This window comes from Mesorhizobium sp. M0998 (genome assembly GCF_040318885.1).
In the GTDB taxonomy this organism is placed as follows: domain Bacteria; phylum Pseudomonadota; class Alphaproteobacteria; order Rhizobiales; family Rhizobiaceae; genus Mesorhizobium.
In genome coordinates, this window is sequence record NZ_JAMYND010000009.1 from 30,938 (window position 1) to 52,098 (window position 21,161).

General features: G+C 63.5%; 18 protein-coding genes. 11 read left to right on the forward strand and 7 right to left on the reverse strand.

Features of this window, described 5'->3' with window-relative positions; genetic code table 11:
- Nucleotides 1-69: 69 nt before the first annotated feature.
- The gene (locus tag NKH59_RS10825; RefSeq protein WP_353021768.1) at nucleotides 70-3,267 is read right to left on the reverse strand and encodes a putative Ig domain-containing protein; all 3,198 of its coding nucleotides are present in this window, start codon (nucleotides 3,265-3,267) and stop codon (nucleotides 70-72) included.
- Nucleotides 3,268-3,549: 282 nt separating this feature from the next.
- Between NKH59_RS10825 and dnaG the strand changes: the two genes are divergently transcribed.
- The 4 genes from dnaG to NKH59_RS10845 all read left to right on the forward strand — a co-directional run bounded on the left by dnaG (nucleotide 3,550) and on the right by NKH59_RS10845 (nucleotide 8,999).
- The gene (dnaG, locus tag NKH59_RS10830) at nucleotides 3,550-5,511 is read left to right on the forward strand and encodes a DNA primase (RefSeq protein ID WP_353021770.1); all 1,962 of its coding nucleotides are present in this window, start codon (nucleotides 3,550-3,552) and stop codon (nucleotides 5,509-5,511) included.
- Between the two features lie 374 nt (nucleotides 5,512-5,885).
- Entirely contained in the window at nucleotides 5,886-7,907 is a 2,022-nt protein-coding gene (gene rpoD, locus NKH59_RS10835) for an RNA polymerase sigma factor RpoD (protein ID WP_023678297.1), read from the forward strand.
- A gap of 207 nt (nucleotides 7,908-8,114) precedes the next feature.
- The gene (locus NKH59_RS10840) at nucleotides 8,115-8,408 is read left to right on the forward strand and encodes a GYD domain-containing protein (RefSeq protein WP_353021773.1); all 294 of its coding nucleotides are present in this window, start codon (nucleotides 8,115-8,117) and stop codon (nucleotides 8,406-8,408) included.
- Between the two features lie 210 nt (nucleotides 8,409-8,618).
- The gene (locus NKH59_RS10845) at nucleotides 8,619-8,999 is read left to right on the forward strand and encodes a thiol-disulfide oxidoreductase DCC family protein (RefSeq protein ID WP_352542055.1); all 381 of its coding nucleotides are present in this window, start codon (nucleotides 8,619-8,621) and stop codon (nucleotides 8,997-8,999) included.
- Nucleotides 9,000-9,062: 63 nt separating this feature from the next.
- On the opposite strand, the gene NKH59_RS10850 is transcribed toward NKH59_RS10845, so the two are convergent.
- The gene (locus tag NKH59_RS10850) at nucleotides 9,063-9,320 is read right to left on the reverse strand and encodes a DUF2798 domain-containing protein (protein WP_352542056.1); all 258 of its coding nucleotides are present in this window, start codon (nucleotides 9,318-9,320) and stop codon (nucleotides 9,063-9,065) included.
- 270 nt (nucleotides 9,321-9,590) lie between these two features.
- Here NKH59_RS10850 and NKH59_RS10855 point away from each other — a divergent pair, with 270 nt between their 5' ends.
- On the forward strand, nucleotides 9,591-10,274 hold the full coding sequence (locus NKH59_RS10855) for a PadR family transcriptional regulator (protein ID WP_352491496.1): 684 nt from the start codon (nucleotides 9,591-9,593) through the stop codon (nucleotides 10,272-10,274).
- Between the two features lie 112 nt (nucleotides 10,275-10,386).
- Nucleotides 10,387-10,677, forward strand: a complete 291-nt coding sequence (locus tag NKH59_RS10860; protein WP_353021776.1) for an HlyU family transcriptional regulator — start codon at nucleotides 10,387-10,389, stop codon at nucleotides 10,675-10,677.
- An 8-nt stretch (nucleotides 10,678-10,685) separates the two neighbouring features.
- Here the strand turns inward: NKH59_RS10860 and NKH59_RS10865 are convergent, their stop codons facing one another.
- The 3 genes from NKH59_RS10865 to NKH59_RS10875 all read right to left on the reverse strand — a co-directional run bounded on the left by NKH59_RS10865 (nucleotide 10,686) and on the right by NKH59_RS10875 (nucleotide 15,419).
- The gene (locus tag NKH59_RS10865; protein ID WP_353021779.1) at nucleotides 10,686-13,262 is read right to left on the reverse strand and encodes a polynucleotide kinase-phosphatase; all 2,577 of its coding nucleotides are present in this window, start codon (nucleotides 13,260-13,262) and stop codon (nucleotides 10,686-10,688) included.
- A complete protein-coding gene (locus tag NKH59_RS10870; RefSeq protein ID WP_352771688.1) occupies nucleotides 13,259-14,641 on the reverse strand; it encodes a 3' terminal RNA ribose 2'-O-methyltransferase Hen1 in 1,383 nt (460 codons plus the stop codon). Before NKH59_RS10870 ends, NKH59_RS10865 begins: the two co-directional genes overlap by 4 nt.
- A gap of 133 nt (nucleotides 14,642-14,774) precedes the next feature.
- The gene (locus tag NKH59_RS10875; protein ID WP_352622442.1) at nucleotides 14,775-15,419 is read right to left on the reverse strand and encodes an FMN-dependent NADH-azoreductase; all 645 of its coding nucleotides are present in this window, start codon (nucleotides 15,417-15,419) and stop codon (nucleotides 14,775-14,777) included.
- A 110-nt stretch (nucleotides 15,420-15,529) separates the two neighbouring features.
- Between NKH59_RS10875 and NKH59_RS10880 the strand changes: the two genes are divergently transcribed.
- Complete coding sequence (locus NKH59_RS10880) at nucleotides 15,530-16,486, forward strand: LysR family transcriptional regulator (protein ID WP_352450726.1); 957 nt, start codon at nucleotides 15,530-15,532, stop codon at nucleotides 16,484-16,486.
- Here NKH59_RS10880 and NKH59_RS10885 read toward each other — a convergent pair.
- Nucleotides 16,419-17,045, reverse strand: a complete 627-nt coding sequence (locus NKH59_RS10885; protein WP_352542059.1) for a TetR/AcrR family transcriptional regulator — start codon at nucleotides 17,043-17,045, stop codon at nucleotides 16,419-16,421. The genes NKH59_RS10880 and NKH59_RS10885 overlap by 68 nt on opposite strands.
- Before the next feature lie 66 nt (nucleotides 17,046-17,111).
- On the opposite strand from NKH59_RS10885, the gene NKH59_RS10890 reads away from it, so the two are divergent.
- Nucleotides 17,112-17,537 (forward strand): VOC family protein, encoded by a 426-nt coding sequence (locus NKH59_RS10890; RefSeq protein WP_352491491.1) that lies wholly within the window; start codon nucleotides 17,112-17,114, stop codon nucleotides 17,535-17,537.
- Here the strand turns inward: NKH59_RS10890 and NKH59_RS10895 are convergent.
- Nucleotides 17,534-18,484 (reverse strand): S1C family serine protease, encoded by a 951-nt coding sequence (locus tag NKH59_RS10895; protein ID WP_352491490.1) that lies wholly within the window; start codon nucleotides 18,482-18,484, stop codon nucleotides 17,534-17,536. The two genes, NKH59_RS10890 and NKH59_RS10895, sit on opposite strands and share 4 nt — an antisense overlap.
- Before the next feature lie 169 nt (nucleotides 18,485-18,653).
- Here NKH59_RS10895 and NKH59_RS10900 point away from each other — a divergent pair, with 169 nt between their 5' ends.
- The 3 genes from NKH59_RS10900 (at nucleotide 18,654) to NKH59_RS10910 (ending at nucleotide 21,147) form a co-directional block, all read left to right on the forward strand.
- Nucleotides 18,654-19,523, forward strand: a complete 870-nt coding sequence (locus NKH59_RS10900; RefSeq protein ID WP_353021782.1) for a S1C family serine protease — start codon at nucleotides 18,654-18,656, stop codon at nucleotides 19,521-19,523.
- A gap of 7 nt (nucleotides 19,524-19,530) precedes the next feature.
- Nucleotides 19,531-20,166: a helix-turn-helix transcriptional regulator gene (locus NKH59_RS10905; protein ID WP_352473965.1), complete on the forward strand. Its 636-nt coding sequence runs from the start codon at nucleotides 19,531-19,533 to the stop codon at nucleotides 20,164-20,166.
- 114 nt (nucleotides 20,167-20,280) lie between these two features.
- On the forward strand, nucleotides 20,281-21,147 hold the full coding sequence (locus NKH59_RS10910; protein WP_353021784.1) for an SDR family oxidoreductase: 867 nt from the start codon (nucleotides 20,281-20,283) through the stop codon (nucleotides 21,145-21,147).
- Nucleotides 21,148-21,161 lie beyond the last annotated feature (14 nt).

A 21,161-nucleotide genomic window follows, 5' to 3' on the forward strand; every position in this document is an offset into this window, starting at 1 on the left:
GCACGGCGCTGGTCAATGAAAGAGAGGCGGCCCACCAAGGCCGCCTTTTTTCATTGGTCCATCTTGATCCTAATTCAGCGCGGCCGAAAGTTTCACGGTTCCGCTGAAATACTTCGCCGAATCGGAGCCGATGCCGCCATAGCTGGTGGAGAGGCCGAGACGCATGCCGCCCGGCATGCGGGTATCGACGCCGGCTCCGACGCGGCCATGGAAATTGTCGGCGCCGCTTTCGGTCGCTGTGTCGCTTATGTCGAAGACGCCGTCGAGCCGCAGGTTAAAGTCGAGGGTAACGTCGTCATCCGTGACATGGCGATAGGAAACGCCGGGGCCGAAGGCGATCTGGCCGAGGCCGGCGGTGACGGAGGGAATGGGGACGTTCAGGCCGTCGACATAGGCTCCCGATTTTTCCTCGAAATAGGAGAAGCGCGCCCGCGGCGAGAAGGTCCAGGCGTCATATTGCCATTCCCCTTGCAGCGTGGCGCTGACCAGCCAACGGCTGGCGTCGAAGCCGTCGGTGTAGGTATCCATGGGGCTGACGCTGTTCGAGGATGTTCCAGCTCCGGCGAGCAAATCGAAATACAGATTGTCCGTCAGCCGAGCGGTCAAATAAGGCCCGGCGATCCAGCCGGTGCCCTCGGCGGTTCCGCCGCCGCTGCCGGTGAAGCCGTCGGTACGATCGATCTGGACGAAGGCGCCAACAAGCAGATTGCGGCTGACCAGATAGTCGGCGCCAAAGGTTGCGAGGGCGAATTTGCCGTCTTGGTCATTGATGTCGAAGCGGCTGTAAGTGCCTTCGAACCAGATGTCGAACAGGCTGTTGGCATCTTCCCCGCCAAGCCGCCGCATGGAGGCAAGGCTTGCGCTGACATTGACCGAGTTGGTGTCGGCCATGCCGGGCAGGTACGCGAGCAGGGTGGCCACTGGGCTGCCGCCGCCGGCGACGCCGTCGAGCCGGTCGATGCGGCGCTGGATGTCGGGCTGGTTCTCCAGGATGAGGCTGGCGCGTGTCTCCATGAATTCCTTGATGAGCGCCGTGGTATTTTCGCGTGAATTGGTGCTGGCGAACGTGCAGACGACGCTTTCGCCGGGCGCCATGTTGATCACAGCCGTGCGGTTCGCCACATTGCCGACGGAATCGCCATCGTTGCAACTGATCGAGGTCAAGGCGAAGCCGGCGGCGGTCATGTCGGCGGCGGTGATGCTGTAGGAGCCGGTCGGCAGCGAAACGGCCGGTCCGTCGCCGGAGCCGCTGCTGGTGGCGATGGTGAAGTTGAGGCCGGGCGCCGGCGAGGAGAAGCCGAAGGAGCCGTCGCCGCTGTCGGTGGTCTGGCGGATGGTGATGGAGCCCAGGGCGTGGACTTCCTGGGCGAGCGCGCTGGAGGTGCTTGTCGCGTTGTTCGCGTCGCCATTGTAGGTCGCGACAACCTGACGGGTGCCGACCGGGAGGGCGGACGTCGTCAGGGCAGCGGTACCGCCGGCGAGCGCGACCGTAGCAGCGGGCGAGCCGTCGACACTGAAGGTGACCGTTCCGGCCGGCGGCGGGTTGCCGGGAGCCGAAACCGTTGCCGTGAAAGTGACCTGATCGCCCTGATTGGAAGGGTTGAGGCTGGAAACGACCAAGGTGGTGGTGCCAAGCTTGTCGATGGTCACCGAATAGGCCTTGGAACCGGATTTCCCATTCTGATCGGTTGCAACTGCGGTGAAGTCGAATGTGCCGGTATTGGTCGGGGTACCGGAGAGCAGACCGGTCGCGTCGAAGCTGATGCCCGACGGGAGGGTTCCGGACGTCAGCGCGAAAGTATAAGGCACCGCGCCGCCGCTGGCCGCAAGCTGTTGCGAATAGGCCTGGTTGTATACGGGGTTTGGCAAGGATGCCGGCGTCAGCTCGACGGTCGGCTCGGCAATGATCAGCGTGTAGGATTTCGAACCGATGAAACCGTTTGCGTCGGTTGCCGCCACGACCAGGTCGAACGTGCCGGTATTAGTCGGGATTCCGGAGAGCAGACCGGCCGCGTCGAAGCTGATGCCCGACGGGAGGGTTCCGGACGTCAGCGCGAAAGTGTAGGGCGTCATACCGCCGCTGGCCGTCAGCTGCTGCGAATAGGCCTGGTTGTAGACCGGACTGGGCAATGACGGCGGCGAGACCGTGATCACGGGCGGTGTAAAGGTGACCGTGTTGTCGGTGCTGGTCGAGGCTTCGTTCGCATCGACGGCGGCATTGGTTGCCACGCCGGCCGGTATTGTGGCCACGACGGACCCTGAACCCGTCATGCCGCTGACCGCGACGCTGAAAGTGCTGCCGGAGCCGGTGACGACAGCGATGGTGGCGCCGGCGGTGCCGGAAAGCACAACGTCGCTGCCGCTGAAGCCGGTCACCGGCTCGCTGAAGACCACGTCGAAGAGGATTGGCGACGAACCGGTCGGATCGCTCTGGCCGGCAGCCTGGTTGATGGTCACTGTCAGCGGCGGTGGCGGCAGATTGTAGGTGACGGTATTGTCGGTGCTGGTCGAGGGCTCGTTCGGATCGACGGCGGCGTCGGTCGCCACGCCGGCCGGTATTGTGGCCACGATGGACCCTGAACCCGTCATGCCGCTGACCGCGACGCTGAAAGTGCTGCCGGAGCCGGTGACGACAGCGATGGTGGCGCCGGCGGTGCCGGAAAGCACAACGTCGCTGCCGCTGAAGCCGGTCACCGGCTCGCTGAAGACCACGTCGAAGAGGATTGGCGACGAACCGGTCGGATCGCTCTGGCCGGCAGCCTGGTTGATGGTCACTGTCAGCGGCGGTGGCGGCAGATTGTAGGTGACGGTATTGTCGGTGCTGGTCGAGGGCTCGTTCGGATCGACGGCGGCGTTGGTCGCCACGCCGGCCGGTATTGTGGCCACGACGGACCCCGAACCCGTCATGCCGCTGACCAAAACGCTGTAGGAGCTGCCGGAGCCGGTAACGGACGCGGTGGTGGCGCCGGCGGTGCCGGAAAGATCGACGTCGCTGCCATTGAAGCCGGTCACCGGCTCGCTGAAGACCACGTCGAACCGAATTGGTGACGAACCCGCCGGATCGCTCTGGCCCGCTGCCTGGTTGATGGTCACCGTCGGCAGCGCGAACGCCGCGGTCGGCACGAGCACGAGCACGAGAATGGCGGCGAGGGCGCGCCTCAGCGTTGCGAACAAAAGCAGGAAAATCGACGACAACAGAAAGGAAAGTGCGGACAACGGCAAACGCCGCAGCCGCATGGTGACATGCGCATCCAGAGCTACGGTCACCCCGTCCCCCAAAATCCCCCGACCGGCGGGCCTGCTCTCTACGGGCGCTGAATTCCGGACGAGTCGCCTTTGCTTATGATCATCTAGATTGGCGAGTTCATGCAAAGTCAATCTTGAAGCCACGGGTCAGGTAAGCTTGAGACTATTCCCGCTGCGGTGTGGCAGCCACGCAACGTCAGGCGCCTGGACCCCTTGGCCCTGTGAAAACCGGGTATGGTTCCGCATTAGGAGTCGTCGGGCTTCGCCGGCGTGATTATATGGAGGCCAAACGAGCTGTCCCCCATGCGCTTTCCGCCTGCTTTCCTCGACGAGATCCGCGACCGCGTGCCGATTTCTTCGGTGATCGGCCAGCGCGTCGCGTGGGACAGGAAGAAGACTAACGCGCCGCGCGGCGACTATTGGGCGTGCTGTCCCTTCCATGGCGAGAAGAGCCCGTCCTTCCACTGCGAGGACAAGAAGGGCCGCTACCATTGCTTCGGCTGCTCGGTTTCGGGCGACCATTTCAAGTTCCTGACCGAACTTGACGGGATGAGCTTTCCTGAAGCGGTCGAGAAGATCGCCGACATGGCCGGCGTGCCGATGCCGGTTCGCGATGCCCAGGAGGAGCGGCTCGAAAAGGAACGCGCCAGCCTGACTGACGTCATGGAGATGGCGACGGCGTTCTTCCAGGAACGGCTGCAGGGACCGGAAGGGGCAAAGGCCCGCGCCTATCTGCGCGACCGAGGGCTGACCCCGGCGACGCAGCAGTCTTTCCGCCTCGGCTATGCCCCCGACAGCCGCAATGCGCTGAAGGAGCATCTTGCCGCCAGGGGTGTCCCCAAGGCCGACATCGAGGCGTGCGGGCTGGTGCGCCATGGCGACGACGTCCCGGTTTCCTACGATTGGTTCCGCGACCGCATCATGTTCCCGATCCCGGATTCCAGGGGCAAGATCATCGCCTTCGGCGGGCGGGCACTGGCGCCGGATGCGCTAGCCAAATATATGAACTCGCCCGATACGGAGCTCTTCCACAAGGGCAACGTGCTCTACAATTTCGCCCGTGCGCGGCAATCACTGGGAAAGGGGGCGCTGGCCAAGGGCGGCACCGTCATTGCCGTCGAAGGCTACATGGATGTGATCGCGCTGGCGCAGGCCGGCTTCGAAAACGTGGTGGCGCCGCTCGGCACCGCGTTGACTGAAAACCAGCTCGAACTTCTATGGCGCATGGCTGGCGAGCCGGTGCTGTGCTTCGACGGCGACCAGGCCGGGTTGAAGGCAGCGTGGCGCGCCGCCGACATGGCGCTGCCGGCGGTCCAGGCAGGCCGCTCCGTGCGCTTCGCCCTGCTGCCGGAGGGCAAGGATCCCGACGATCTGGTCAAGGGTGACGGGCCGGATGCGTTCCGCGCCGTGCTTTCCGAGGCACGGCCGCTGGCCGACCTCTTGTGGATGCGCGAGACCGCCGGCGGCATCTTCGACACGCCGGAACGGCGGGCGGAGCTCGAAAAGACGCTACGCGAACTGACCAGCCGCATCCGCGACGAGAGCCTTCGTTATCACTACCAACAGGAAATGCGCGAGCGCGTACAGAGCTTCTTCGGGACCCAGCGCGGACGCCAGGGACGTCAGGACGGACGGCCAGGTGAGCGCTTCCCGGGCAGGGTCTCAGCACCCGGCGGACAGTTTGCACGTGGCGGCAATGCCGGTGGGCGCACCGCGATCACCGAAAGCCTCGGCCGCTCGGCGCTGGTCAAACGCGGCGGCGAGGGCATGTCGGTGCGCGAGGCGACGATCATTGCGGCCCTCGTCAACCATCCCGTGCTGATCGACGAGAATTTCGCCCATGTCGAGTTCCTCGATCTCGCCAATTCCGATCTGAAGCGGCTGCATGCGGCCATCCTCGACGCTATGGCGCACGATATGGCCAACAACCGCGAGGCTGTAATCGCGACGATCGAGCGGGCCGGCTGCGGTGAGATCTGGCAGCGCGCGGTGGCGCTGATCAAGCGTGCGCGGCAATGGCCGGCGCTTGAAACGGCAGCACTCGACGATGCTCGCGATGCGTTCAGCCAAGCTCTCCACTTGCAGCGCAGCGCGCGCACCTTACATAAGGAGCTGAAGCAGGCGGAAGCAGCGCTCGCCAGCGATCCCACGGACGAAAATTACCGGCACCTGGTCGAAATCCAGGCGCAATTTCGTGATGTGCAGGCAACGGAAGCGCTGATTGAAGGGTTTGGCGTATCGTCGGGCAGAGCTGGGCGCGTTTAGATCGAAGCCTCCAGAAGACTGAAATGTAAGGACGTGCTTGCGCGTTGAATCAAGCGTGCGGTGCTCTAAGTCGGGTAATTGATTCGCTTTTTTCATGCGAATCATGCGAGAGGCGCTTGACCTTCCGGCAGAATGGCGGAATCAGGTCGATTCGAAACGTTAACCCGCCCCGGCATCGACGGGAATGCAGCGATGTAAGGTACTGATCACTGGACAGGCAGTCAGCTTGCCACAGATATCAGGGTTAATCTGGACTTAACGAGAGATGCAGTTACTGGCCCGGTAAAGCGCGTTCTGGAAAGAGCGCATCCAATTTGACCGGACCGGCAGCTTACGCGGCTTTGATACTCAGCCGCTTGGAGAAAATAAAGACTATGGCGACAAAAGAAAAGGAAGAAGTCGAGACCGAACGCGAGGCCGCGACCGATGGCCCTCTGCTCGACCTTTCCGACGATGCTGTCAAGAAGATGATCAAGGCCGCCAAGAAACGCGGTTATGTCACCATGGACGAGCTGAATTCGGTGCTGCCCTCGGAGGAAGTGACCTCCGAGCAGATCGAGGACACGATGGCCATGCTTTCCGACATGGGCATCAACGTGGTCGAGGACGACGAGCAGGGCGAGGAGCCCGAAGCCGCCGATACCGCCGCTGACGCCGAGGAAGACGCCAACGAGCTGGCCGAGCAGACCGGCACCGCCGTCGCCGCCACCACGACCAAGAAAGAGCCGACCGACCGCACCGACGATCCGGTCCGCATGTATCTGCGCGAGATGGGCTCAGTCGAGCTTCTGTCGCGCGAGGGCGAAATCGCGATCGCCAAGCGCATCGAGGCCGGCCGCGAGACGATGATCGCGGGCCTCTGTGAAAGCCCGCTGACTTTCCAGGCCATCATCATCTGGCGTGACGAGCTCAACGAATCGAAGATCCTGCTGCGCGAGATCATCGACCTCGAGGCGACCTATGCCGGGCCGGAGGCCAAGCAGGCGCCGGTTGTCGAGCGTATCGAGGAAGCCAAGACCGAGGAAAAGTCGCGCCGTTCGCGCGAGGACGAGGACGACATTACCAATGTCGGCGGCGACACGCGTGGCCTGGTGGACGACGACGAGGAAGACGATGACGAGGCGAGCCTGTCGCTGGCGGCCATGGAAGCGGAACTGCGCCCGCAGGTGATGGAGACGCTCGACGTCATTGCCGACACCTACAAGAAACTGCGCAAGCTGCAGGACCAGCAGGTCGAGAACCGGCTGGCTGCCGCTGGCACGCTGTCGCCCAGCCAGGACCGCCGGCTGAAGGAATTGAAGGACCAGCTGATCAAGGCGGTGAAGTCGCTGTCCTTGAACACGGCGCGCATCGAGGCGCTGGTCGAACAGCTCTACGACATCAACAAGCGCCTGGTGCAGAACGAAGGCAAGCTGCTCAGGCTGGCCGAAAGCTATGGCGTGCGTCGCGAGGAGTTCCTCAAGGAATATCAGGGCTCGGAGCTCGATCCCAACTGGACGCGCTCGATCGGCAATCTGACCTCGCGCGGCTGGAAGGAATTCACCAAGAACGAGAAGGACGCCATCCGCGACCTGCGCGCCGAGATCCAGAACCTCGCCACCGAGACGGCGATTTCGATCCAGGAATTCCGCAAGATCGTCAACCAGGTGCAGAAGGGCGAGCGCGAAGCCGCGATCGCCAAGAAGGAAATGGTCGAGGCCAATCTGCGCCTCGTCATCTCCATCGCCAAGAAATATACCAATCGCGGCCTGCAGTTCCTCGACCTGATCCAGGAAGGCAATATCGGCCTGATGAAGGCGGTCGACAAATTCGAATACCGCCGCGGCTACAAGTTCTCGACCTACGCGACGTGGTGGATCCGGCAGGCGATCACCCGTTCGATCGCCGACCAGGCGCGCACCATCCGCATTCCGGTGCACATGATCGAAACGATCAACAAGATCGTGCGCACCTCGCGCCAAATGCTGCATGAGATCGGCCGTGAGCCGACGCCGGAAGAACTGGCGGAAAAGCTCGCCATGCCGCTGGAAAAAGTGCGCAAGGTGCTGAAGATCGCCAAGGAGCCGATCTCGCTCGAAACGCCGGTCGGCGACGAGGAGGATTCGCATCTTGGCGACTTCATCGAGGACAAGATGGCGATCCTGCCGATCGACGCGGCGATCCAGGCCAATCTGCGCGAGACGACGACGCGCGTGCTGGCCTCGCTGACGCCGCGCGAAGAGCGCGTGCTCAGAATGCGCTTCGGCATCGGCATGAACACCGACCACACGCTTGAAGAGGTCGGCCAGCAGTTCTCGGTCACCCGCGAGCGCATCCGCCAGATCGAAGCCAAGGCGCTGCGCAAGCTCAAGCACCCGAGCCGGTCGCGCAAGCTCAGAAGCTTCCTCGACAGCTGAGGCCGGGTGACGGATAAGCAGTTTAAAGGGCGCCGGTGGCGCCCTTTTCCGTTTGGACACAGGCGATCACGATTGGACGCGCCGCTCTTGCGGGTCGCGCCCTACGAGAGGATAATTCCGCGACGGACGCATTCTCTGGGCGACAAACCCGGATGCCCGCCCCGGCGGTTAGACGCCGTGCTCCGTGGCACCGGAGGGAGGTGTGCCATGACAACTTACATCGTGCTGATCAACTGGACGGAGCAAGGCGCCAAAAATGTGCGCGAATCGCCGAAGCGGCTCGATGCCGCCAAGAAGCTGCTGGGAGACATGGGCGGGTCCTTCAAGGCATTTTATCTCACCATGGGGGATTGTGACATGGTGGCCGTGCTCGAAGCGCCCCACGATGCTGTCCTGGCTCGTTTCTCGCTGATGCTGGCGACGGGCGGAAACGTCAGGACGCGGACACTCAAGGCTTTCCCCGAGGATGCCTATCGCGAGATCATCACCTCGCTCGGCTGAGCCGCGGCGCCTGAAGCGCGTCGCGCTGAACGGCCCTTGCGACGCGCTTTAGGCTCTTCTTTTTATGCATGTCGTTATCGTAAAACCGCTGCGTACCCTTTGGGCGACCTGGATCAGCGAAGCCGGCCATTCCGCCGGTATCGTATCACGTTGCGGCGCAACGGCATTTCTCGGATAATCCGTGCGTGTCCTCTGGTGCCGTTTCGAAACATGGCCAAGCCTCTGCTGACTGTCTGGTACAATACGCGCTGTCCGGTCTGCGATGCCGGCATCAGCCGGCAGAAGCGGCGGCTGATCGAGGCGGTCAAGGCCGGGCGGATCGAATTTCGCGACATCAATGCCGAACCGGCGGCGCTGGCCGGGTACGGCATCGGCCTGGAGGACATCCGGCGCAGGCTGCATGCGATCGACGCCGACGGCAAATTGCTGGTCGGCGCCGATGTTGCCATTGCTGTATGGCGCACGACGCCCGGCGAAGCCTGGCTCGCAACGCTGTTCGGCAATCCCGGCGCACTGCCGTTGACGCGCTATGGCTATGATCGCTTTGCCGATCTGCTCTATGCCTGGAACCGGCGCAAAGGCCGCTGGTAACGGGTATTATTCGCTCCGCACCGAAAGGTCCGGAGATTGTTTCCAGGTCTTTCGCGTGCCCTGCTATCGAGCCACGGGCTCGCAAAGCCAGCCAACGATGCGGCGCACCACCGGCAGCACCAGCAGCAGCGTCGGAAAGGCAACCAGCCAGGACAGGCCCCAAGCCGTCAGCCAAGTGGCCAGCATGTCGGGCTGGAAGCCAAGGCTTTTCAGTGTCGAGATGAACGACACGATGAACGTCATCAGCAACGACAGCACCAGCGGGCCGAGCACGGCGGCATTGCGCGCAGGCAGCTTGCTGCGCCGGGTTTTCATGGTCATTTGGATTTCCCTGAAGCATCCGGTTCGTCGCCTTGCATCCATTCGCCCGTATTGTCGGCGTAACTGCCCGGAACGACCGGGGTGGATGCGTTGCTTCACGTCAGACGCTTACGGAGCGGCCTTCGGCCCTCATGCACCGTCTAGCTGCCCTCGCTGGCGAAATCAATCCTGCTGGTGCCATTTTCAGATACATCGTAAGATATATCTTGACTCGGCCGTGGCGGGCACTTAGTTGAGATATATCGTAAGACATAACTCAAGGAGCAGACAATGCACAAAGACAATCATTTCAGCCATCATCGTTTCGGCGAACGCGCCGAGCGCGTCTTCATGCATATGGCCGGCAAGTTCGGCGGACGTGGCGGCGGCTTTGGCCCGTTCGGGCATGGCATGAGAGGCGGCGGACGCGGCGGGCCGGGCGACATGTTCCGCGCCGGCCGCATGCTGGCCGACGGCGATCTCAAGCTGATCACGCTGTCACTGCTGGCCGAGGCGCCGCGGCACGGCTACGACATCATCAAGGCGCTGGAGGAGCGCACCAGCGGCGTCTACAGCCCGAGCCCCGGCGTGGTCTATCCGACGCTGACCTTCCTGGAGGAGGCCGGCTACGCCGTTTCTGCGGCGGAAGGCAACAAGAAGGTGTTTTCAATCACCGAGGCTGGGCAGGCGCACCTCAACGAAAATCGCGAGATGATCGACCACGTGCTCGAACATCTCGAGCGCTTCGGCCGCAAGATGGCCAAGGCGCGCGACTGGTTCGGCTGGAACGATGACGGCGACGGTGGCCGGCGCGGCCGCGGCCGCTCGGAAAAGCGCGACGAGTTTCGCGCCGTGCGCCACCGGCTACGCGCCGCGCTCGGCGAGATCGTCGATGCGCCTGAAGCAAAGCAGGCCGAGGCAATCAGCATATTGGAAGCTGCCGCGGAAGCCCTGGAAGCGCTGACGCGCGACTGACCTCTAACGGCAGGCCGCAGGCGGCCCTTGCCGGTCCAGCCAAGGACCGGTACTGAAAATCATCCTGCACCGCGCTATGTGGTGCAGGATGATTGCCGTTGGAGGATACCCCATGTCTTTTCTGAAGCGTCTTTTCGGCGGAGGCAACGAAGCCGCCGAGCCAAAGACAGCGGCGCCTGTAAAGCAGATCGAGCACAAGGGATTTTTGATCAGCGCCACGCCCTACAAGGCGGAGGGCCAGTACCAGACCAGCGGCGTGGTTTCGAAAGAGATCGACGGCGTGATGAAGGAGCACAAATTCATCCGCGCCGACCGCTTTGCCGGGCTTGATGATGCCGTCGACATCTCGATCAAAAAGGGCATCCAGCTGGTCGACGAGCAGGGCGAAAAGATCTTCGGATAGATCGGCTACTACAGCCTTGGGTCGATTGGCTCGCTTTCCAACGCCAGCACGGCGAAGACACACTCGTGAACCCGGCGTAGCGGCTGCTTGGCGACAAATCGCGTTAGCGCTTCGTGGCCAAGCGCGAACTCCCGGAGCGCCAGGCTGCGCTTGCCGGCCAGGCCGCGTTCTCGGAGGCGGACGAGATTGTCGGGCGCGTCATATTCGGGACCATAGATGATGCGCAAATATTCCGGGCCGCGGACCTTCAGCGCCGGCTGGATGAGCCCCTTCTCGCCACGGCTGACGAAGTCGCGTGGTTTGACCACCATGCCTTCGCCGCCTGAGCCGGTCAGTGCTTCCCACCAGGCGACGGCCTCGGCACACGCGCTGCCGTCGGCCAGATCAACCATACGCCATCGAGTCGGCGTGACCACGCCGCCACTGGCAGCCAGACGGTCCGCGAGCGACATGTGCCAGACATGGTCCTGGTCAAACCAAACACGTCCCTCGCTGGCCAGCAGGTGGAAAGGCGCGGCCTTAAGGTCCTCGACGCCCGAAACTGGCCATACGTAGGGCGCCCAGGCGGTGGCGTATTTGGCTGCGCGGACGGCCCGGTCTTCAAGGCGTGCGTTCAGGCCGGCTGCATCGACGCCGCGCGCCATCGCGCGGGCCAGCGCCTCGCTGCTGGCCTTGAGACCGGCGGCAGAGGATGTGGCCACAGGCGCATACTGGCTTTCGATCAGACTGCCGGCCTTGGCCGACCAAGGCATTATCTCGGCGTCCAGCAGCAGCCAGTCGCTGTTCAATTCTTTCCACAGATCCGCCGTGTCGACCTCGGCGCGGAGACGGGCGAGTAGGTCCTCCGTCATGGCACTGTCATTGAAAAAGGAGCGTCCGGTGCGGGTCCAGATTGCGCCGGTTTCGTCGCCAGGGACCCCGAAGCGGCTGCGTGCCGCCTGCGCGTTCCGGCAGAGCGCGATCACTGCCCGCGAACCCATGTGCTTCTCCTCGCACACGATCTGCGCAACGCCGCGCTCGCGGAAGTAAGCGAAGGCATCCTCCGGACGTTCCAGCCAGCCGTCCTGGCTGCTGGTCTCGGACGGCGACATGGTCGGCGGCAGATAGATCAGCCATTGCGGCGAGAGCGCGAAGCGGCTCATCACCTCCAGTGCTGCCGACGCGTTCTCCTCGGCCACGACAATCCGGCCCCTCAGTCCGGTCTCAATCCAACGGCGACCGGAGACGTCCTGATAATCGAGCACGCCGTCGGCGTCGGCCTGTGCCGATTTACCGGGACCGGACCCGCCCAGCGGACGTACCGGCTCCGACCAGGTCTCGATTGCCGGCACCTCGACCAGTTCGCGTTCCGGCCAGCGCAAGGCCGTCAGCTTGCCGCCGAATACGCATCCGGTGTCGATGCACAGGGTGTTGTTGACCCATTCGGCCGATAGCGTGGGCGTATGTCCATAGATAATGGCCGTCTTGCCACGATAGGCCGCAGCCCAGTCGGCACGGACGGGCAGCCCGAACTCGTCGGTCTCGCCTGTGGTCTCGCCGTACAGAGCGAACTCGCGCACAGCGCCGGAACCGCGTCCGATCATCTCTTCCTTGAGGCCGGCATGGGCGACGGCGAGGCCTCCGCCATCGAGCCAGACATGGCTGCGCAGGCCGTCGAGAAAGGCCGGCAGCGCCTCGCGCAGGCCTCGGTCCTGTGCAGTTAGCTGATCGAGAGTCTGCTGGAGGCCGTGAGCGACAGTGACCTTGCGGCCTTCTAGCCAGCGGCTGAGTTTGCGTTCATGGTTGCCCTGGACACAGTAAGCCGTTCCAGCCGCGACCATGCTCACGGCAATGCGCAGCACGTCGGGCGAGTTGGGGCCGCGATCGACGAGGTCGCCGACAAAGACGATCTTGCGGCCCTCTGGTGGAACCACGGTGACCGTTCGGTCGCCCTGATACTCAGACCAGGCGACGCTGTAGCCCAGTCGAGCGAGCAGGATATGAAGCTCATCCGAACAGCCGTGGATGTCGCCAATGATATCGAACGGGCCATGGTCGTCGCGCTTATCGGTCCACAGCGGCTGTCGCGACACCTCGGCCGCGTCGATGCTGGCCTCGCTGGTAAGCTTCCAGACTTGGCGGAAGCCCTCGCGTTGGAGGCCCCCAAGACCCTTGCGGACCTCGGTTGTCATGCGCTGGGCGACCCCGGCGCCGAACTGCCGGTCGGCTCGCACCACATTGCGTGCGACGCACACCTCGACGCCTGGATCGAGGACCACGGCGACGGGCAAAGCGTGCCACTTGCGCGCCAGCTCAATCCAGGGCTTGCGGTCGGCGGCTCGCACATTGGTGGCATCGATGACGGCCAGCCTGCGGTGTTTGAGCCGCTTGCCGGCTATTTCGCGAACCAGATCGAAGGCATCCGCAGAGACGTCCTGGTCGGTTTCGTCGTCGGAGATCAGCGCCCGGCACTGGTCCGAGGAGATAATCTCAGTCGTCAGGAAATGCTTGGTGGCGAAAGTCGACTTGCCCGATCCGGTCGAGCCGATCAGCACGACGAGGGCGAAGTCAGGAATGGTGAGGTTGGTCTTATCAGGTTCTCTCATCGGGTGAACACTGCCATCTGGGTGGGGGCGCCGAGGGTCGGGTCCTCGGCTCCGATACCGCTGAAGGTGGCTGCATAGCCATAGATCTCGCCGATTTTGGCCGCCCAGGCTTGGAACTGAGCCCGGCTCCATTCGAAACGGTGATCGGGATGGCGAAATGCGCCAGGGACCAGTCTTGGAAACAGAGCGTTGTAGTCCGCATTCGGAGTGGTCACAATGACGGATTTGGGCGCCGTCTCACCGAAAACGATGCGTTCGACCAGGGGCAGCCTGTCCTCGTCGAGATGCTCGATGACCTCGACCAGAACGGCGACGTCGGCTGCGGCCCAACGGCTGTCGCGGTAGGTCAGCGATCCATGCAGCAGCGTGACCCGGCCCTCGGGCGGCCCGCCTAATTCGTTCAGCTTGAGACGCTTTGCGGCCCATTCCAGTTCGCGCGCCGCCGGATCCAGACCGAACAGCTTGTGAATCCATCGCTCGCGCACCAGCCTGTCGAGCAGCTTGCCTTCACCGCATCCCAGGTCCGCAACAGTGGTTCCTCCCGTCGCCCGAATGGCGTGGACAACTGCGTCCATGCGCAGATCGTTGAGCCGGATAGGCGTCTCCAGCGCTTCCTCGGGCGTAACGCGCGGCTCGGCAGGTTGTGCCTCGCCAGCCGTCTCGGGAGCCAGCCGCTCCAGGGCGATGCGGGCCAAAGCCCGGCGATTGCCCAGATAGCGGCGCACGATCAGGTCTTTGGCCGGATGGTTTTCCAGCCAGCCTTCGCCTTTGGACAGCAGCTTGTCGATCTCTGCTTCGCCGACCCAGTAATGCTTGGCATCGTCCATCACTGGGATCAGCACATAGAGGTGGTTCAACAAGGCGCTGAGCCGGCCCGTGCCGGTCAGCTTTAGATGGCCGTATCGGGGCTCGCCCGCAGCACCCCCGATTCCTTCGATTGGCGTCAGATCGACTGTCCAGCCCAAGGGTTCGAACAAACTTCGAACCAGAACCTCACCGCCGCGCGTTGGCAGTGGCGTAACCACGGCTTCCAGCGGCAGTTCGCTGTCGGCCAGTTCCTGGCGCTCCTTCGATGTACCGGTCATCGCCGTCCGCAGCATTTTGTTCAGCGCTACCGACAGGAAGGATGATGCTGCGTAAGGCCGGTCGTTCACATATTGGTCGAGCAGGCCTTCTGCCTGGCCCTTGCCCCGCACCAGTCCCACAGGATCGACATCGAGCAGGAGTGCAGCCTCGCAACGCTCTTCGGTTGCCTCGGGATAGAACAGCCACGCCTTGCCGAAAGACAGGTCGGTCTCGTGCAGGCGATCCGGATGCTTGTGCAGCAAGAAACCGAGATCGGTGGCCGGACGGTGCGTTGTGGCAACGGAAAGGAACATCCGCGACCGATAGCGCAGACAAGCGGAATAACCAATGGCGGTTGTGTGACCCACCACAATAGGTTGTCGCCAACGATAACAAGGGCAGGCGCCGGGCGCCTGCCCTTGTACAACTCAGACGATGCTGACGCTTTTACGCCGCGGTGGCGACGCGCTCGGCATTACCGGTCGCGGCCACAATGGCGTCGACCTTGGTCGAGGCCTTGGCCAGCGCTGCTGCCACCGCATCGGCGCCCATGCCGACTCCTTCGATGCGGATAACCTCGACATCGGTCATGCCGAGGAAGCCAAGCACGCTGCGCAGGTAGGGAATGGCGTGATCGAACTGCACGGCCGCACCTTCGGAATAGATGCCGCCCGAAGCCAGCACGATATAGACCTTCTTGCCGGTGACGAGGCCCTTGGGGCCGTTCTCGCCATAGGCAAAGCTCTTGCCGGAACGGGCAATGTGATCGACCCAGGACTTCAGCGTCGAGGAGATGTTGAAGTTGATGAAGCCGGTGGCGAGAATCACCGAATCGGCGGCGAACAGTTCATCCAGCACGACATCGGAGACGCCAACGACTTCAGCCTGGCGCGAGGTGCGCGCTTCGGCCGGCGTGTAGATGCCGGTCGCATAATCGGCATCGATGTGCGGCAACGGATTGGCGACGAGGTCGCGCACGACAAGCGTGTTCGACGGATCGGCGGCAACAAGCTTTTCGGCGAATTCAGTAGCAATACGGGTCGAGTGTGAGGCAGCGCCGCGCGGGCTCGATGTGACAAGAAGGATGGACATAATGGGGTCTCCAGGGTTGGATCAAAATCTCCCGGCAGATATGTGTGCGCAGACCCATTTGAAAAACTGGTATATTTTGTATATTATCCATCTAAAATGTGGATTGAACGATGCAACCGAACCCGACGCTTGACCAACTGCAGATCCTGGTTGCGGTGGCCGAGACCGGCAGCTTCTCGGCCGCCGGGCGCAAATTGAATCGCGCGCAATCGGTGATCAGCTACGCCATCGCCAACCTCGAAGCGCAGCTCGGGCTGAAGCTGTTCGAGCGCGAGGGCACGCGTGAACCGCAACTGACCGATGTCGGCAAGGCGACGCTGGAAGATGCGCGGCGCATGGTCGGCGTGCTGCAACGCATCCGCTCGCGTGTCGACGGATACCGGCAGGGATTGGAGGCGGAAGTGACGCTGTCGGTCGACGTGACGCTACCGTCGCCGGTGCTGGTTCGGGTGCTAAAGGCATTCGAGGCGCAGTTCCCGGCCGTGACGCTGCGTCTGCATATCGGCTCGCTTGGCCTTATCCTCGATCATGTTGTCGGCGGACAGGCCGATCTCGGCATCGGGGGGCTTCTGGGTGAGACGGACGTGAATCTGCTTCGCATCGGCTTCTTCTCCCTGGTGCCAGCCGCAGCGCCTGATCACCCTCTGGCGCTGCTGCCGAGACCAGTGGCGCTAGAGGATGTCCGCGAACACATCCAACTGGTCGTCTCGGACCAGTCCGAGCGTACGCGCGGGCGTGACTATGGCGTCTTCGCCTACCGCACCTGGCGGCTGACGGATGTGCGCACCAAGCACGTGCTGATGCGCGAGGGGCTGGGCTGGGGCGGGCTGCCGCGATGGCTCATCGCCGATGATCTGGCGACCGGCCGGCTCGTCGAACTCGATCTCGAGCCTTACAGCGAAGTCCGCTCGCCGCTCTATGCCATGCACCGCGCCGATCGCAGCCCGAAACCGGCGGCCGCCTGGCTGATCGACCAGTTCAAGCGCCAGCTAGGCTGTTTCAACGAGTTCGAACCGGGTGAGATACCTGAGGAGGAGCCGGAGACAGGCCGTCGATCAGCGCCATGAGAACGGCGCGATAGTCCTCGATCGATGCTCCAGTTTCGATGGCGAGCGCTGCGCGGTCGAAGGCGGCTGCGAGCAACGCGGTCAGTGCTTCCACAGGCAGTCTCGTCATGGAGTGCGAGCGCATCGCAGCAACAAGGCCTTCGCGCAGCGAACGGTTGCCATGGCGATTGTCGATCGCATCCATGGCGGCGCGGCCGAGTACGGCCGGGCCGTCAAGCAGCAAGAGCCGCGTGCGGCCGGGCGCACGCATGGCAGCCAGATAGGCATCCGAGCCGGCAATCAGCGCATCGCGGGCAAATAGCGAAGGCGGCGACGCGCGTTCGATCTCTTCCGAGACGGCTTGCGCCTCCTGTTCGACCACAGCGGCAAACAACGCCTGCTTGTCGGCAAAGTGATGATAGAGCGCGCCGCGCGTGACGCCGGCAGCGGCGACGATCTCGGGTGTGCCGGTCTCGGCATAGGACTTTTCGGTGAACAGTTTGCGAGCCGCGGCGATGAGCTCAGCGCGTGTCGCCTCGGTGCGATCACGGTTGGAGCGACGAGCGGATCCTTGTTGCATACATGCAGCCTGTATGTTATTGCCATTTACATGCAGACTGTATGTTATTTGCCGGGAGAAGGAAAGATGAGGACGACGAGCTATTATCCGGTGCTGATGACGAGCGACGTTGCCGGCACGGCAGCCTTTTATGTTGCGCATTTCGGCTTCAAGCCGCTGTTTGAGGCCGACTGGTACGTGCATTTGCGCTCGGCCGAAGACCGTCGCGCCAACCTCGGCATCGTCCAGGGCGATCATGAGACGATCCCGGAGGAAGGGCGGGGCCGCACATCTGGCCTGCTGATCAATTTCGAGGTCAGGGATCCGGATGCCATCTATAAGCGGATCACCGCCGCTGGCCTGCCGATCCTGCGAACGCTACGCGACGAACCCTTCGGCCAGCGTCATTTCATCACCAGGGATCCCAACGGCGTGCTGATCGACGTGATCAGGCCGATCCCGCCGAGCCCAGAATTTATGGCGCAATATGCGCAGGGTGCTGCGGCGCGCTAACTCGCCCGCGCCAACGGCATCACGGTGACCTGAGTAATGCCGGAGCGGCGCACCACCGTGCACAGTGTCTCGCGGCCGATGCGCTCGGCGTCGAGCATGCGCACCAGATCGTCGACGCCGGTGACCGGGCGGCCGTCGATGGCGGCAATAATGTCGCCTTCCCTGAGGCCGGCTTTGGCCGCTGGGCTGTTCTTTTCGACGGTGCGCAGGCGCACCGCCGTGCTGCTCGATACTTGCGACAAAAGGGCTGCGCGGCGCGGCAGGTTGGTGGTGTCGGCGGAAACGCCGATGAAGGCACGGCGCACACGGCCGAAGCGGATGATTTCCGAGATGACGAAATTGGCGGTGTTGGAGGCAACCGCGAAGGCGATGCCTTGCGCACCGTGGATCATCGCGGTGTTAACGCCGATCACCTCGCCAGCCGAGGACACCAGCGGTCCGCCAGAATTGCCGGGGTTGAGCGCGGCGTCGGTCTGGATGACGTCGTCGATCAGCCGGCCGGTGGAGGCACGCATCGAGCGGCCGAGTGCCGAGACGACGCCAGCGGTGACGGTCCATTCGAAGCCGAGCGGATTGCCGATGGCAATAGCAATCTGGCCGCGCCTCAATCGCTTGGAATCGCCAAGCGGCGCGACGTCCGCAAAGTTGCCGTCGGCGCGCACCAGCGCAATGTCGGTGTCGGGATCGCGGCCGAGCACGCGGCCTTCCCTGGAGGCGCCGTCCGGCATTGACACGCGTACGCTGCGCGCATCGCCGACGACGTGGAAGTTGGTGACGACCAGCCCGTCCTGCGCGATGACGAAGCCGGAGCCATGGCCACCCGGGCCGCCGATGCGCTCGATGCGGCAGACAGCGGGCCCGATGCGGTCGACGGCATCGGCGACCGTCGCCGAATAGGCATCGAGAAGGGCATCGTCATATTGCAATTGCTGGGCGGGCAGGGCCATCCGAAGGCTCCGTTTGGAACAAGATGAACAATGCCTATATGTGCGGAGCGGCCGGACCGGCCGCGACCTGACCAGATGGCCAGTCAAATGCCCAACTAGCCGTCAGGCGAGTATCCGCCAACGCCCTGCCGGGCGATATCTGGGTCACGAAGAACCCAGGAGACAAATCATGAGCGATTTCAATCTGAGCACGTTTTCCGACGCCATTGCCGACATCGCGGCAGCCGCGGCACCAGCGACGGCCAGCTTCGCGACGCACCACCGGACGTCAACTGCTTTCCACTGGCGGGACGGCTATTTCGTCACTGCCGAGGAGGCGGTCGAGGCCGGCGAGGAGATCGAGCTGACGTTTTCTTCGGGCGAAGCCGTCAAGGCGGAACTGGTCGGCCGCGACCCGTCCACCGGCACGGCCGTTTTGAAACTGGCCGGCGCGCCGGCCGCCCCGTCACTGGTAAAGGCGGATGCGGTGCGGCCGGGCAACCTGGTGGTCGTGGCGGGCAATAGCGACGGCACCTCGCTCGCTACCTTCGGCACGGTCGGCGAGGTCGGCCCGGCCTGGCGTTCAATGCGCGGTGGCACGATCGACCGGCGCATCAACCTTGCCGTCAATGCCGGCGGCCGTTTCGAGGGTGGCCCTGTGCTCGACGCCAAGGGCGGACTGATCGGCATGCTGCTGTTCGGGCCACTCCGGCGGGCGCTGGTCATGCCTTACGAAACGATCGAGCGGGCAGTCACGACGCTGCGCGAGAAGGGTCATGTGGCGCGCGGCTATCTTGGCGCCGGCCTGCATCCGGTCCGCAATGGTGATACACAGGGCGCCATGGTGATGAGTCTCGACGATAACGGGCCGGCGAAATCAGCCGGTCTCAGTCTCGGCGACATCATCGTGTCGTGGAACGCAGAGACGGTGCATGGCCCGCGCGAGCTGATCCGCAAGCTCGGGCCGGACAGCGCCGGTGCCTTGGTGACACTCGGCGTGGTGCGCGGCGGCGAGAATCGTGAGGTTTCCCTGACCATCGGTGAAAAGCCACTGAGCTGAGGGATAGATGGTAAGCGGTGAGGTCGCTGGCAGACGGCTGACGGTGCTGATCGCGCTCGGTGACGCCGAGCGCACGCGAAGTCTGTCCGCCATTCTCGCCGCGACCGATGATCTGCGGCCGGTTCTGGCCGGCGAAGTCGACGGGCGTGAGGCGGCGGATGTCGCCATCGTCGATGATCATGGGCTACAAGGCGGGCTCGTCGACGCGGCTATGCCTCGCGTGCTGCTATCGTCGCGAGCGGCCCGTGAACGGCCGGCCGATACAGTATTTGCCGTGCTGCCGGTGCAAGCGGACGAGTTGCTGATCGCCGCCGCCGCGCGGCTCGCGGCTGCGGGCTACCGGATTTCGCGTGACAGTCATGCTCTATCCGATCTGCATCACGATTTGACCTTCCATGGCAGCGACCGGTTCGAAGAGGAACCGACTGACGAGCATATCGTCCGGCCGACGCTTTCGCCGCGGGAAGGCGAGGTGCTGGCGCTGCTGGCCGAGGGCGCCCCCAACAAGGTCATCGCGCGGCGGCTGAACATCTCCGTGCATACGGCGAAGTTCCATGTCGCAGCGATCCTGACGAAGCTCGGTGCCGCCAACCGCACCGATGCGATTGCCATCGCCATGCGGCAGGGCCTGGTGCTGGTCTAGTTCAGATTGTCTCAAGGCCGACGCAGCGTAACCCGCATGCGGTGTGTTGGGCCTTGCGCGGCGGTTCTCAGCCGCGCAAGGATCGTGTCTTTCATGTTGCAGGAAGGCGCAAGGATGTCGCTCAAGGGAAAGACGCTTTTCATCTCCGGCGGGTCGCGCGGCATCGGGCTGGCGATTGCGCTGCGCGCCGCGCGCGATGGCGCCAATGTGACGATCGCGGCCAAGACCGCCGAGCCGCATCCGAAGCTGCCCGGGACGATCTACACGGCGGCGCACGAGATCGAGCAGGCCGGCGGCAAGGCGCTGCCGGCGCTGTGCGACATTCGGGATGAAGAACAGGTCGCCGAGGCGGTCGCCAAGACCGTGGAGCGGTTCGGCGGCGTCGATATCTGCGTCAACAACGCCAGTGCCATCCAGCTCACCGGCACGTTGGAGACCGATATGAAGCGCTACGATCTGATGCACCAGATCAACACGCGCGGCACTTTTCTCGTCTCCAAAATGTGCATTCCGCACTTGAGGTTGGCGGAAAATCCTCACATCTTGAATCTGGCGCCGCCGCTCGACATGAAGGCCAAGTGGTTCAAGAACCATGTCGCCTACACGATGGCAAAGTTCGGCATGTCGATGTGCACGCTGGGCATGAGCGCCGAGTTCGCCAGGGACGGCATTGCGGTCAATTCGCTATGGCCGATCTCGACCATCGACACGGCGGCGGTGCGTAACCTCCTGGGCGGGGCGACGGTGGTGGCGATGAGCCGTTCGCCCGACATCATGGCCGATGCGGCATACGCCATCCTGGTCAGGCCGTCGCGTGAGGCGACCGGCAATTTCTACATTGACGAAGAAGTGCTGCGCGCTGAGGGCGTCAGCGATTTCTCGGCCTATGCGCCGGGTGCGACAGGCCCGCTCGCCGGCGACTTTTTTGTGCCGGACGAGGTGTTCGGCCGGACGGATACCAAAATCAAAGGTATCTACTGACGGAAAGTATCTAG